At 60.2% G+C, this 13,354-nt stretch carries 9 protein-coding genes; 6 read left to right on the top strand and 3 right to left on the bottom strand.

Going from position 1 to position 13,354, the window contains the following annotated elements; translation table 11 throughout:
* The first annotated feature begins 26 nt into the window (after window positions 1-26).
* From nusA to pnp, 6 genes are all read left to right on the top strand, one after another.
* Window positions 27-1,502 (top strand): transcription termination factor NusA, encoded by a 1,476-nt coding sequence (gene nusA / locus PQU95_RS10745; RefSeq protein ID WP_272751998.1) that lies wholly within the window; start codon window positions 27-29, stop codon window positions 1,500-1,502.
* 47 nt (window positions 1,503-1,549) lie between these two features.
* Window positions 1,550-4,480 (top strand): translation initiation factor IF-2, encoded by a 2,931-nt coding sequence (infB, locus tag PQU95_RS10750; protein ID WP_272751999.1) that lies wholly within the window; start codon window positions 1,550-1,552, stop codon window positions 4,478-4,480.
* 134 nt (window positions 4,481-4,614) lie between these two features.
* On the top strand, window positions 4,615-5,052 hold the full coding sequence (rbfA, locus tag PQU95_RS10755; protein WP_272752000.1) for a 30S ribosome-binding factor RbfA: 438 nt from the start codon (window positions 4,615-4,617) through the stop codon (window positions 5,050-5,052).
* Window positions 5,049-5,972: a tRNA pseudouridine(55) synthase TruB gene (gene truB / locus PQU95_RS10760; RefSeq protein WP_272752001.1), complete on the top strand. Its 924-nt coding sequence runs from the start codon at window positions 5,049-5,051 to the stop codon at window positions 5,970-5,972. The genes rbfA and truB overlap by 4 nt, the downstream gene beginning before the upstream one ends.
* A gap of 72 nt (window positions 5,973-6,044) precedes the next feature.
* On the top strand, window positions 6,045-6,314 hold the full coding sequence (rpsO, locus tag PQU95_RS10765) for a 30S ribosomal protein S15 (RefSeq protein WP_026108156.1): 270 nt from the start codon (window positions 6,045-6,047) through the stop codon (window positions 6,312-6,314).
* Between the two features lie 170 nt (window positions 6,315-6,484).
* Window positions 6,485-8,626, top strand: coding sequence for a polyribonucleotide nucleotidyltransferase (pnp, locus tag PQU95_RS10770; protein ID WP_017510025.1), 2,142 nt, complete (start codon window positions 6,485-6,487; stop codon window positions 8,624-8,626).
* 553 nt (window positions 8,627-9,179) lie between these two features.
* Here the strand turns inward: pnp and PQU95_RS10775 are convergent.
* The 3 genes from PQU95_RS10775 to PQU95_RS10785 all read right to left on the bottom strand — a co-directional run bounded on the left by PQU95_RS10775 (window position 9,180) and on the right by PQU95_RS10785 (window position 13,180).
* Window positions 9,180-10,844, bottom strand: coding sequence for a cation acetate symporter (locus PQU95_RS10775; RefSeq protein ID WP_373321396.1), 1,665 nt, complete (start codon window positions 10,842-10,844; stop codon window positions 9,180-9,182).
* Entirely contained in the window at window positions 10,841-11,152 is a 312-nt protein-coding gene (locus PQU95_RS10780; RefSeq protein ID WP_017510027.1) for a DUF485 domain-containing protein, read from the bottom strand. Before PQU95_RS10780 ends, PQU95_RS10775 begins: the two co-directional genes overlap by 4 nt.
* Window positions 11,153-11,539: 387 nt before the next feature.
* Window positions 11,540-13,180: an acyl-CoA synthetase gene (locus PQU95_RS10785; protein WP_272752002.1), complete on the bottom strand. Its 1,641-nt coding sequence runs from the start codon at window positions 13,178-13,180 to the stop codon at window positions 11,540-11,542.
* Between the last annotated feature and the right edge of the window lie 174 nt (window positions 13,181-13,354).

The raw sequence follows: 13,354 nt of genomic DNA on the forward strand, positions 1-13,354 counted from the left end.
CAAGAATACGGAATTTGGAGGATTGCATGAGTCGCGAGATTTTGCTGTTGGTTGATGCTCTGGCAAGCGAGAAAAACGTTAGCCGCGAGGTGGTTTTTTCCGCGCTGGAGCTGGCACTGGCTTCTGCCACCAAAAAGAAGTTTAACGAAGACGAACTGGATGTCCGTGTAGAGATCGACCGCCATAACGGTCAGTACCAGACATTCCGTCGCTGGACCGTGGTGGATGCCGAGGCACTGGAATACGAAGACCGCGAACTGAGCCTGGAAGAAGCCCGCGAGCGTGACCCGCGCGCCGAGCTGGGTGGCGTGATCGAAGAGTCGATGGAAGCGGTAGAGTTCGGCCGTATTGGTGCCCAGGCTGCCAAGCAGGTGATCCTGCAGAAAATCCGTGATGCCGAGCGCGAACAGGTGCTGAACGAGTTTCTGCAGCGCCGCGAAAGCCTTGTTACCGGCACCATCAAGCGCATCGAACGTGGCAATGCCATCGTGGAGTGCGGCAAGCTGGAAGCCGTGCTGCCGCGCGACCAGATGATTCCAAAGGAAAACCTGCGCGTGGGTGACCGCGTGAAGGCCTACCTGATGCGTATCGACCGCCTGGGCCGTGGCCCGCAGCTGGTGCTGTCGCGTACTTCGCGCGAGTTCCTGGCCAAGCTGTTCGAGCTGGAAGTACCGGAAATCGAAGAAGGCATGCTGGAAATCAAGGAAGCTGCCCGTGACCCGGGTATGCGAGCCAAGATGGCCGTCAAGTCCAATGACCCGCGTCTGGACCCGCAAGGTACCTGCATCGGCATGCGCGGCTCCCGCGTTCAGGCCGTAACCCAGGAACTGGCTGGCGAGCGTATCGATATCGTGCTGTGGGCGCCCGAGCCAGCACAGTTTGTAATCAATGCGCTGTCCCCGGCTGAAGTGAACCGCATCATGGTGGACGAAGACAGCCACACCATGGACGTGGTGGTAGAGGAAGAGCAGCTGGCGCTGGCGATTGGCCGTGGTGGCCAGAACGTCAAGCTCGCTGCCGAGCTGACCGGCTGGAACCTGAACATCCTGACGGTGACCGAGGCGGAAGAAAAACACCTGGAAGAAGATGCCAAGCTGCGCGAGCACTTCATCCGCCATCTGGGTGTCGATGAAGAAATGGCTGCCCTGCTGGTGCAGGAAGGCTTTGCAACACTGGAAGAAGTGGCCTATGTGCCAATTTCCGAAATGCTGGAAATCGATGGCTTTGACGATGCGCTGGTAAACGAGCTGCGTAGCCGTGCGCGCGATGCCATCCTGACCCTGGCAATTGCTTCGGAAGAAAAAGTGGAAGAAGTGGCCGACGAGCTCAAGGATCTGGAAGGACTGGATGCCGAGCTGGTACGCAAACTGGCCGAAAACGGCGTGACCACCCGTGACGACCTGGCCGATCTCGCCGTTGACGATCTGGTCGACATGACAGGCATTGAGGCCGATGCGGCGCGCGCGCTCATCATGAAAGCCCGCGAACACTGGTTCAACTGAGCCAGCCCCGCAAACGGATCGATTGCTAGAAGGAATTAGGAATACGCATGGTTTTAACGAATGTAAAGCAGTTTGCGAGTGAGCTGAACTTGTCCCCGGAACGTCTTCTGGAACAGTTGAAAAACGCAGGTGTAGGCAAGCGTGGCTTTGATGACACGCTGACCGAGCAGGATAAAAAGCAGTTGCTGGACTTTCTGAAAACGTCGCATGGCGCGCGTGACGAAGGCAAGGTAACGCTGACCCGTAAGCAAACCAGCGAGATCCACACTGCCGCAGGTAGTACCGTCAAAGTGGAAACGCGCAAGAAGCGTACTTTTGTACGCCCGGAAGACCAGCCTGCCGCAGCGGCACCTGCCGCTGAAGCCCCCAAGGCGGCCGAGCCGGTAGCTGTTGCACCGCAGGCCGCAGCCCCGGTAGTGGAAGCCGCCAAGCCGGTTGCCGCGCCAGTAGCTGCCAAGCCGGTTGCCGAGCCAAAAGCCGAAGAAAAGAAAGTGGAAGAGAAAAAGGCAGAAGCCAAGCCAGCCGCCAAGCCGGCAGCCGAAGTTGCCGCACCGGTTGCACCGGTGAAGCAGCCTACGCTGACACGTCCGGCGCCGACTTCCATCCTGAGCCAGGAAGAAATGGATGCCCGCGCCTCTGAAGAGCGTCGTCAGGCAGAATTCCGTGCACGCCAGCAGGCATTGCTGCGTGAAAAGCAGGAGCGTGAAGCGCGTCGTCTGGCGGCCAAGGCCGAAGCTGCTGCCCCGGCCAAGCCGGTTGTGGAAGTGAAGCCAGAGCCTAAAGCGGAAGAGCTGCCGCGTTCGGCCAAGCCTACCCAGCCGCGCATGCAGCCTGCTGCTGCCGGCCAGCGTACCGATGCACCGCGTGGCGACCGCCCGGCAGGTCAGGGTCAGCGCCCGGCAGGCCAGGGGCAGCGCCCTGGTCAGGGTGGTCAGCAACGTCCGGCCGGCCAGGGTGCACGCCCTGCGGCAGGTGGTGCGGCCCCGGCCCGCGGCCCAGCTGCAGCGACGACTGCGCCGGCCCCTGCTGGTGATGCGCGTCCAGGCGACAAGCGCGGCCCGGCCAAGAAGGGTGGCAGCAAAGACTGGAACGACGGTAAAAAAGGCAAAGGCCTGAAAACCCGTGGTGGCGATACCAGCAACGACTGGAAATCGCGCAAGTCCGGTGGCAAGCACAAAAACAGTAATAACCAGCATGCATTCCAGGCGCCAACCGAGCCTATCGTGCACGAAGTACTGGTGCCGGAAACCATCACCGTTGGTGATCTGGCCCACCGTATGGCGGTGAAAGCTGCCGAGGTGATCAAGGTGCTGATGAAGATGGGCATGATGGTGACCATCAACCAGGTGCTGGATCAGGAAACCGCGCTGATCATCGTGGAAGAAATGGGTCACGTGGGTAAAGCTGCCCAGGCGGATGATCCGGAAGCCTACCTGGCCGATGGTGAAACCATCGAAGTGGCCGAGCAGATTGCCCGTCCGCCGGTGGTAACCGTAATGGGTCACGTTGACCACGGTAAAACCTCGCTGCTGGACTACATCCGTCGCGCCAAAGTAGCTGCAGGCGAGGCCGGTGGCATTACCCAGCACATCGGTGCCTACCACGTAGAAACCGACCGCGGCATGATCACCTTCCTGGATACCCCGGGTCACGAAGCGTTTACCGCCATGCGTGCCCGTGGTGCCAAGGCGACCGATATCGTGGTACTGGTAGTGGCCGCCGACGACGGCGTAATGCCGCAAACCATCGAAGCGATTCACCACGCCAAAGCGGCCGGTGTGCCTATCGTGGTTGCCGTGAACAAGATCGACAAGCAAGGCGCCAACGCCGAGCGTATCCGCCAGGAACTGGTTGCCCACGAAGTGGTGCCGGAAGACTGGGGTGGCGATACCCAGTTCATCGAAGTGTCGGCCAAAATGGGTCTGAACATCGATGCGCTGCTGGAAGCCATCCTGCTGCAAGCTGAAGTGCTGGAGCTGACCGCTGCCGTCGATGCACCTGCCAAGGGCATTATCGTGGAAGCGCGTCTGGACAAAGGCCGTGGCCCGGTAGCGACCCTGTTGGTACAGTCCGGTACCCTGAAGAAGGGCGACATCGTGCTGGCTGGTACCGCCTTTGGCCGCGTGCGTGCCATGGTGGACGAAAACGGCAAGCCGATCGACGAAGCCGGCCCGGCTATCCCGGTAGAAATCCTGGGTCTGTCCGACGTGCCGTCTGCCGGTGAAGATGCCATGGTACTGGCCGACGAGAAGAAGGCGCGTGAAATCGCCCTGTTCCGTGCCGGCAAGTTCCGTGATGTGCGCCTGGCCAAGCAGCAAGCTGCCAAGCTGGAAAACATGTTTGCCCAGATGTCCGAAGGCGAAGTGCAGAACCTGCCTATCATCATCAAGGCAGACGTACAGGGTTCGTACGAAGCACTGGCCGGCAGCCTGCAAAAGCTGTCTACCGAAGAAGTGCGCGTCAACATCCTGCACTCCGGTGTGGGTGGCATTTCCGAGTCCGACATCAACCTGGCGATCGCGTCCAAGGCTATCGTGGTGGGCTTCAATGCCCGCGCCGATGCGGCAGCGCGCAAGCTGGCGGAGAGCGAAGGCGTGGAAATCCGTTACTACAACATCATTTACGATGTGGTGGACGACGTGAAGGCCGCCATGTCCGGCATGCTGGCGCCAGAGCGTAAAGAGCAGATCATTGGTACCGTGGAAATCCGTCAGGTGATCTCCGTGTCCAAGGTGGGCAACATTGCAGGTTGCATGGTGACCGATGGCATCATCAAGCGTGCAGCCAGCATCCGCCTGATCCGTCACAACGTGGTGGTTCACACTGGCGAGCTGGACTCCCTGAAGCGCTTCAAGGACGACGTGAAAGAAGTGAAGCAAGGCTACGAATGCGGCCTGATGCTGAAGAACTTCAACGATATCCAGGAAGGCGACCAGCTGGAAGTGTTCGAGATCGTGGAAGTCGCACGTTCTCTGTAATGCAGTGATATAGAGGCGGGTGCCAGGTTGGCCGCATGGCCGGCGGGCACTCGCCTTTTCTTGTTTAAGCCACAAAAATCCGCCTGGGCAGGGCTGTGTGCCATGGCGGGTGGGGTGGCCAGGAGTATCAGATCATGGCTAAAGCCAAAAAAGGTTTTTCCCGCTCGGACCGTATCGCCGAGCAGATCCAGCGCGAGCTGGCCGAGCTGATCCGCAAGGGCCTGAAAGACCCGCGTGTGGGTTGGGTCACCATTACTGCGGTAGACGTTACCCGTGACTACTCGCACGCCAAGGTGTTCTACACCGTGATGGACGAGAACAAGCGCGAAATTACCCAGGAAGCGCTGGAAAGCGCCGCCGGCTACCTGCGTAACGGTATTGGCCGTGTGCTGCAGATCTTTACCACCCCGCAGCTGCACTTTGTTTACGACGACTCCATCGAGCGCGGTGTATACATGAGCCGCCTGATTGACGAAGTGAACGGCAATGCCACCACCGTCGAGCACGACGATGCGGCCAACCTTGACGCAGATGACGGCGACGAGGGCGAAGAGGGTAGCGATAAAGCATGAGTGCACCGCGTCGCGTAAAGCTGCCTATCAATGGCGTGCTGCTGCTGGACAAGCCTTATCTGCTAAGTAGCAACACCGCTTTGCAGCGTGCGCGCTGGCTGTACAGTGCGGCCAAAGGTGGCCATACCGGCGTGCTGGACCCGCTGGCTACCGGCTTGCTGCCGCTGTGTTTTGGCGAGGCTACCAAGTTTTCCTCGTATCTGCTGGATGCCGACAAGGGCTACCGCGCCACCGTCAAGTTTGGCGAGGTCACCACCACCGGCGATATCGAGGGCGAAGTGCTATTGCAGCGCCCGGTAGCGTTTACGCTGCCGCAGCTGCAGGCCGCCATTGCTGCGCATACCGGCCCCATCAGCCAGGTGCCGCCGATGTATTCGGCGCTGAAGCATCAGGGCAAGGCGCTGTACGAGTACGCGCGCGAAGGTATCGAGATCAAGCGCGAGGCGCGCGATGTCACCATTCACCGCATCGACCTGATCTCGTTTGACGGCACGACTGCCGTGATCGACGTACTGTGCAGCAAGGGCACCTATATCCGTACGCTGGGGCAGGATATTGGCGAGATGCTGGGTTGCGGTGCGCACCTGACCGGTTTGCGCCGCACCACGACGGGTGGTTTTTTGCTGGAAAACGCCATCACGCTGGAGCAGCTGGAGGCTACGCCGCCCGAGGCGCGCGGCCAACTATTGCTGCCGATAGACGTGCTGGTGGCGCATTTTGGCGAGCAGGCCCTGCCTGCGCGCGACGCCGAGCGTTTTTGTCACGGCCAGGCCGTGCGTGCGCCGGAAAAGTGTGAGACAATGCGCCGTTTTCGTGTATACCGCGAGGCAACGCGAGAATTTCTCGGGCTGGCCGAGGCAAGAGACGACAGTCTGTTGCACCCTGTCCGGGTAACGGCTGCTCCGGCAGCCGCTGTGTGAAGTGTAGGTGGGTTCCGGCTCGCCGCACTTGTCGGGCTTTACCGCCCTAAACCGATATTGGAGTAATTCCTCATGGCAATGAACGCCGAAAAAAAAGCAGTCATCGTTAAAGATTTCCAGCGTAAAGAAAACGACACCGGTTCCAGCGAAGTTCAAGTAGCCCTGCTGACCGCTCGTATCAATGACCTGACTCCGCACTTCAAAGCCAACACCAAAGATCACCACAGCCGTCGTGGCCTGCTGAAACTGGTGAGCCGTCGTCGTCGTCTGCTTGACTACCTCAAGCGCACTGACGCTGAAAGCTACCGCGCTCTGATCGCTCGTCTGGGTCTGCGCAAGTAATCGGTTTGAATTCGAAAAAGTCGCAGCCCGTCTGCGACTTTTTCGTTTCTGCAGTGGCAGTATCTGTAAGTTATTGAGTCAACGGGGGGAGCCTCTATAAATCTGCATCAAGCTGGTGCCGATTCGTAGGGGTTCCCGTTGCATAAAGTACCTAATGAAGGGCACCTCAAGTGTTTAACAAAATTACCAAGTCGTTCCAGTACGGCAAACACACCGTTACCCTGGAAACCGGTGAAGTAGCGCGTCAGGCCTCCGGCGCAGTACTGGTATCGGTAGAAGATACCGTGGTTCTGGTGTCGGTTGTCGGCTCCAAAAACGTGAAACCAGGCCAGGATTTCTTCCCGCTGACCGTGGACTACCTGGAGCGTACTTACGCTGCTGGCAAGATCCCGGGTGGTTTCTTCAAGCGTGAAGGCAAACAGTCCGAAAAAGAAATCCTGACCAGCCGCCTGATCGATCGCCCGATCCGCCCGCTGTTCCCGGAAGGCTTCTACCACGACGTACAAATCGTGGCCACCGTGATGTCGCTGAACCCGGAAGTGGATTCCGACGTGCCAGCCATGATCGGTGCCTCCGCCGCGCTGGCCATTTCCGGTCTGCCGTTCAATGGCCCGATCGGTGCCGTGCGCGTAGGTTACGCCAACGGCGAGTACATCCTGAACCCGACCAAAACCGAGCTGCTGACTTCGGAAATGGACCTGGTGGTAGCCGGTACCGAGCGTGCCGTACTGATGGTTGAGTCCGAAGCCAAAGAACTGTCCGAAGCCGTGATGCTGGGCGCCGTGGTATTCGGCCACGACCAGATGCAGGCTGCCATTACCGCCATTAACGAGTTTGCTGACGAAGTGAACCCGGTAATGTGGGACTGGGAAGCGCCGGCCAAGAACGAAGCACTGATCGCCCAGATCCGTGACATCTCCGGTGAAGCCATCGCCAACGCCTTCCGCATCCGCCAGAAAGGCGCACGTTCCGAAGCGCTGAATGCTGCCTGGGCTGCCGTGAAGGCCGCACTGATCAACGAAGACACCGATACCCTGGTGGCCAACGAGATCAAGGGCATCTTCAAGTCGCTGGAAGCCGAAATCGTTCGTGGCCAGATCCTGTCCGGCGAGCCACGTATCGATGGCCGCGACACCCGTACCGTACGCCCGATCGCCATCCGCACCGGCGTGCTGCCACGTGTACACGGCTCCTCGCTGTTCACCCGCGGTGAAACCCAGGCTATCGTGACCACCACCCTGGGCACCAAGCAGGACGAGCAGATCATCGACGCACTGGCCGGCGAATACACCGACCGCTTCATGCTGCACTACAACTTCCCGCCGTACTCCACCGGTGAAGCTGGTCGCATGGGCCCGCCAAAACGCCGCGAAATCGGCCACGGCCGTCTGGCCAAGCGTGCTCTGGCACAAGTACTGCCGTCCGAAACCGAATTCGGCTACACCATGCGTGTGGTTTCCGAAATCACCGAATCCAACGGCTCCTCGTCGATGGCTTCCGTGTGTGGCGGCTGCCTGGCACTGCTGTCTGCCGGTGTACCGCTGAAAGCCCACGTGGCCGGTATCGCCATGGGCCTGATCCTGGAAGGCAACCGTTTTGCCGTGCTGACCGACATCCTGGGTGACGAAGATCACCTGGGCGATATGGACTTCAAGGTAGCCGGTACCGCCGCTGGCGTGACTGCCCTGCAGATGGATATCAAGATCCAGGGCATCACCAAGGAAATCATGCAGATCGCGCTGGAACAAGCCAAAGACGGCCGTCTGCACATCCTGGGTCACATGAAAGAAGCCATCGAAGGCCCGCAAGAGCTGTCCACTCACGCGCCGCGTCTGTACGTGATGAAGATCAACCCGGAGAAAATCCGCGAAGTGATCGGTAAAGGTGGTGAAACCATCCGCGCCATCACCAAAGATACCGGCTGCGAGATCAACATCGAAGAAGACGGCACCATCACCATCGCCTCCGTATCCAACGAAGGTGCTGAAGCTGCCAAGAAGCGTATCGAAGAAATCACCGCTGAAGTTGAAGTAGGCAAAGTCTACGAAGGCCCGGTAGTGAAGATTCTGGACAACAACGTGGGCGCCATCGTGTCCATCATGCCGGGCAAAGATGGTCTGGTACACATTTCGCAGATCGCTCACGAGCGCATCAAGAACGTGTCCGACTACCTGAAAGAAGGCCAGATCGTGAAAGTAAAGGCCATCGAGATGGACGACCGCGGCCGCGTTCGCCTGTCGATCAAGGCTTTGCTGGACAACCCGGCAGCCCCGGCTGCCCAGGGTGACTTCGGTCTGAAATCCGGCGCCTAAGCCAGATAGCCCTGTTACGGCAGGGTAGATAAACCGCCTGTCAGCGCAAGCTGGCAGGCGGTTTTGCTTTGTGGCCCGCATGAAAAAGCCACCCCGCAGGGTAATGCCAGTCAGTTAGGCGAATGTGCTTGGCCATCAGGTAGGAGGGCGTGAGTGTAGCGCTCCATCCCGTTGGCGCGAGCCGGTCAAAATGGTGCGCCCCAGGTTTTAAGACGCCGATTTGTTTGAGCCCCGAGCCGTTAGCGATCTGCGTGCAAATCTTTGATTTGCTCAGCGATGCGAGTTCGGCGGCGCCTGGGGCGTGCCATTTTGACCGGGGTTTCGAGCAGCCCCGGGTTGCGGGGGAATGAAAAGGGGGCGGCAATCCGCCCCCTTTCCCGTTTGCCGGGCGGAACCGGCATCTAATCATCGTCCGCATCGCGGACACAATAGCACTCTTCAAACACAACAAACCCCTAGCCAAAAAAAGCGCCAGTCAGCGTTAACTGACTGGCATTAACCCCGCAGGGTGGCTGCACTGGCTTGCGGCCAAGGTTGGCCGCAAGTGCTCTGCTTAGTGCTTGTGTGCGCCCGCGGCACCGTGGCCGGTTTGTGCGCGCACAAACTGGTCGTCGAAGCGGGCGCGCTCGGTTGCCGCGGCGGCACTGCGGTCCAGTAGCGACACCACAATGCTCACGGCAAAGGCCAGCGGCATGGAAAACAGTGCCGGGTGCTCGTACGGGAAGATGGCGGTTTCGTTGCCCAGTACCGTGACCCATACCGCCTTGGACAGGATTACCAGCGTCACCGCCGAAATCAGGCCGCTAAAGCCGCCCAGCAGCGCGCCGCGGGTGGTGAGGTCTTTCCAGTACATGGACAGGATCAGGATGGGGAAGTTGGTGGACGCTGCCACACCAAAGGTCAGGCCTACCAGGAAGGCCACGTTCTGCTTCTCGAATAGGATGCCCAATACAATCGCCAGCACGCCGATGGCGACCGCGGCAATGCGCGACACTTTCAGCTCGCTCTTTTCATCCGCCTTGCCCTTTTTGATCACGGTAGCGTACAAGTCGTGCGAGATGGCCGACGCGCCTGCCAGCGCGAGGCCGGCGACCACCGCCAGGATGGTGGCAAAGGCCACGGCAGACAAGAAGCCCAGGAACAGGTTGCCGCCCACGGCTTTGGCCAGATGCATGGCCACCATATTGCCGCCGCCTACCAGCTTGCCACCCAGCTCGCCGTTCACAAAGTACTGCGGGTCTTTACCGATGATCACCACCGCAGCAAAGCCCAGTGTGCATACCACCAGAAAGAAGAAGCCGATAAACCCGGTAGCGTAGAACACCGATTTGCGTGCTTCCTTGGCATTGGGCACGGTAAAGAAGCGCATCAGGATGTGCGGCAGGCCGGCAATACCGAATACCAGGCCCAGCGACATCGACGCCACGTTCACCGGGTCGGCCAGCATGCTGCCCGGGCCCATCATGCCCAGGCCATCTTTGTGTACGGTGATGGCTTCGCGTGCCAGCGTTTCGTAGCTGAAGCCAAAGCGCGACATGGCCATGAAGGCCAGCGTGGTGCCGCCAGCCAGCAGCAGCACGGCCTTGATGATCTGTACCCAGGTGGTGGCGATCATGCCGCCAAAGATCACATAAGCCATCATCACCACGCCAACCACCACCACGGCTACCGGGTAATCCAGGCCAAACAGCAGCTGGATCAGCTGGCCGGCACCCACCATCTGTACGATCAGGTAGAAGCTCACCACGGTCAGCGAGCCGAAGGCGGCAAAGGTGCGGATCTTGGTCTGGTCCAGCCGGTAGCTGGCGATGTCGGCAAAGGTGAAGCGGCCCAGGTTACGCAGGCGCTCGGCCATCAGGAAGGTAATGATGGGCCAGCCTACAAAGAAGCCGACAGTGTAGATAAAGCCATCGTAGCCTTTGGCAAACACCATGCTGGACAGGCCCAGCAGGGTGGCGGCAGACATGTAGTCGCCGGCAATGGCCAGGCCGTTCTGGAAGCCGGTAATGCCGCCGCCTGCGGTGTAGAAGTCACTGGCGGAGCGGGTGCGGCGCGAAGCCCAGTAGGTAATGCCCAGCGTCAGCACCACAAACACCATGAACATGCCGATGGCGGCCACATTCAACGGCTGTTTCTCCACGGCACCGGCCATGGCAGGGCCAGCCAGGGCCAGCGGGCTGGCAGAGAGCGCCAGCAGGGTAGCGAGGGTGCGCATCATGGCTGGCTCTCCTGCAGAATGGTGGCGGTCAGGCGGTCGAACTCGGTATTGGCGCGGTACACGTAATAGCCGGTGAGCGCCCAGGTAAACACGATGATGGCGGCGCCTACCGGTACGCCGACAGACAGCACGCCGCCGCTGTGCAGTGCCTGGTGCAAGGTGTCCGGTGCCAGTGCTACCACCAGCATGTACAGGTAATAGGTGCCCAGCGTGAGCGCGGCCAGAGTCCAGGCCAGGGTAGAGCGCCTTTTCACCAGGGTAGCGAATTGCGGGTGTTGCCGGATGGCGTGTGTTGCATTGCCAGTCATGATCTCTCCTGTTTCTCGGTTGTATTGCTGCGGGGGCCGCTCTGTGGCGGCTGGTCTCGAGCTTTTGCTCGCTTATGCCTGATGATTCCCTGTCAACCTTGCGCAACTGTGTGTGAAATGTAACGAAACATGAATGCGGCCTGTTTGGCTGCCAGGCGCGCTCTGGCAGGGGTTTTTGCTGGCTGTGGCCACCTGTGCGGGCCTGTGGGCGTGGCAGCCTTGCAACAAAATGCGGCGGGCGGCAGGGCAAAAAAAATCCCCGCCGAGGCGGGGGAATAAGGGGGAAATGTTCGCAGCGTAGCTACGAGGCCTGCCATGCCGGCACGATGCGGCCAACCAGAACACCCCTGTTGCAGGGTTGGCCGCAGGCGCTGCCGGTGCGGCGGGTTACTGGATGGCTGCGGCAGCGTTGGTTTGCTGGCGCAGCAGAAACTTCTGGATCTTGCCGGTAGAGGTCTTGGGGATAGGCCCGAAGATAATGCGCTTGGGCACCTTGAAGCGCGCCAGGTGGGCGCGGCAGTGTTCGATCACCGCGGCCTCGTCGCCGTCTACGCCTTCGCGCATTTCCAGGAAGGCACACGGCACCTCGCCCCATTTCGGGTCCGGCAGCGCCACCACGGCGGCGGAAATCACGCCGGGGAAGCGGCACAGCACGTCTTCTACCTCGATGGACGAGATATTCTCGCCACCGGAAATAATGATGTCCTTGGAGCGGTCCTTGATCTTCACGTAGCCGTCCGGCTGGATCACGGCCAGATCGCCGGTGTGGAACCAGCCGCCGGCCAGCGATTCTTCGGTGGCACGCGCGTTTTTCAGATAGCCCTTCATTACCAGATTGCCGCGGAACATGATCTCGCCCATGGTTTCACCATCGTGCGGGACTTCGGTCATGGTGGCCGGGTCCATCACGGTCATGCCTTGCTGCATGGTATAGCGCACGCCCTGGCGGCCATTGCGCTCGGTGCGGCCACCGATATCCATGTCCGCCCATTCGTCTTGCTTGGCGCATACCGACGCCGGGCCGTAGGTTTCGGTCAGCCCGTACACGTGGGTAATGTTGAAGCCCAGGGTTTCCATGCCTTCGATCACCGCCGATGGCGGCGCGGCGCCGGCCACCAGGCAGTTCACTTGGTGTTCGATACCCTGTTTGCAGTCGTCCGGCGCGTTGATCAGCATATTGTGCACAATCGGTGCGCCGCAGTAGTGGCTCACGCGGTGGGTCTTGATCAGCTCGAAGATCAGGCGTGGGTCCACACGGCGCAGGCACACATTGGTGCCTACGTTGGCCGCCATGGTCCACGGGAAGCACCAGCCGTTGCAGTGGAACATCGGCAGCGTCCACAGGTAGGTGGCGTGGCGCGGCATGCCCCAGTCCAGGATATTGCAGCTGGCGTTCAGGTAGGCGCCGCGGTGGTGGTAGACCACACCTTTGGGGTTGCCGGTGGTGCCGGAGGTGTAGTTCAGCGAGATAGCGTCCCATTCGTTGTCCGGCAGCTGCCAGGCGTAGTCCGGGTCGCCACCGGCGATAAAGGCTTCGTATTCGATGCTACCCAGGCGCTGGCCCGGGCCGGCGTATTCCGGGTCGTCTACATCAATCACCAGCAGCGGCTTGTCCAGCAGCGCCAGTGCCGGGGCGATGGTGAACGAGAATTCGCGGTCGGTAATCAGCACCCGCGCCTCGCCGTGCTGCAGCATGAAGGCGATGGCTTCCGGGTCCAGGCGGGTGTTCAGGGTGTTCAGCACGGCACCGCACATCGGCACGCCAAAGTGGCAGTCCAGCATGGCCGGGATATTGGGCAGCATCACCGCCACGGTGTCACCTTTGCTGATGCCATGGCTGGCCAGCGCACTGGCCAGGCGGCGGCTGCGCTCGTAGGCCTGCTGCCAGCTAAAACGCTGGCTGCCGTGCACGATGGCGGTGCGGTGCGGGTAAACCGCCGCCGCGCGTTCGATATAGCTCAGCGGCGACAGCGGCACATGGTTGGCCGCAGTTTGGGGCAGGTCTTGCTGGTAGCTGTGCAGGGACATCCGGTCACACTCCTCTGTCTGTGTTGCTGTCATTATCTACACGATGATTGCCCCCAACCCTTGCGCAAGTTTGTGGCAATTGTAACGAATGATTTCAGTCGCGCTTTTGTGGTGCAAGCTGGCCTAAAATCGGGCTTTATTTCGATAAGCCATTGCCATGGGCGGGGAAAACGT

It is taken from the genome of Vogesella aquatica (assembly GCF_028548455.1).
Lineage (GTDB): Bacteria > Pseudomonadota > Gammaproteobacteria > Burkholderiales > Chromobacteriaceae > Vogesella > Vogesella aquatica.

Coding starts and splice junctions, on each gene's coding strand:
- nusA (WP_272751998.1), top strand. CDS start 27: ATGAGTCGCGAGATTTTGCTGTTGGTTGATGCTCTGGCAAGCGAGAAA.
- rbfA (WP_272752000.1), top strand. CDS start 4,615: ATGGCTAAAGCCAAAAAAGGTTTTTCCCGCTCGGACCGTATCGCCGAG.
- PQU95_RS10785 (WP_272752002.1), bottom strand. CDS start 13,180: ATGTCCCTGCACAGCTACCAGCAAGACCTGCCCCAAACTGCGGCCAAC.
- truB (WP_272752001.1), top strand. CDS start 5,049: ATGAGTGCACCGCGTCGCGTAAAGCTGCCTATCAATGGCGTGCTGCTG.
- PQU95_RS10775 (WP_373321396.1), bottom strand. CDS start 10,844: ATGATGCGCACCCTCGCTACCCTGCTGGCGCTCTCTGCCAGCCCGCTG.
- infB (WP_272751999.1), top strand. CDS start 1,550: ATGGTTTTAACGAATGTAAAGCAGTTTGCGAGTGAGCTGAACTTGTCC.
- rpsO (WP_026108156.1), top strand. CDS start 6,045: ATGGCAATGAACGCCGAAAAAAAAGCAGTCATCGTTAAAGATTTCCAG.
- PQU95_RS10780 (WP_017510027.1), bottom strand. CDS start 11,152: ATGACTGGCAATGCAACACACGCCATCCGGCAACACCCGCAATTCGCT.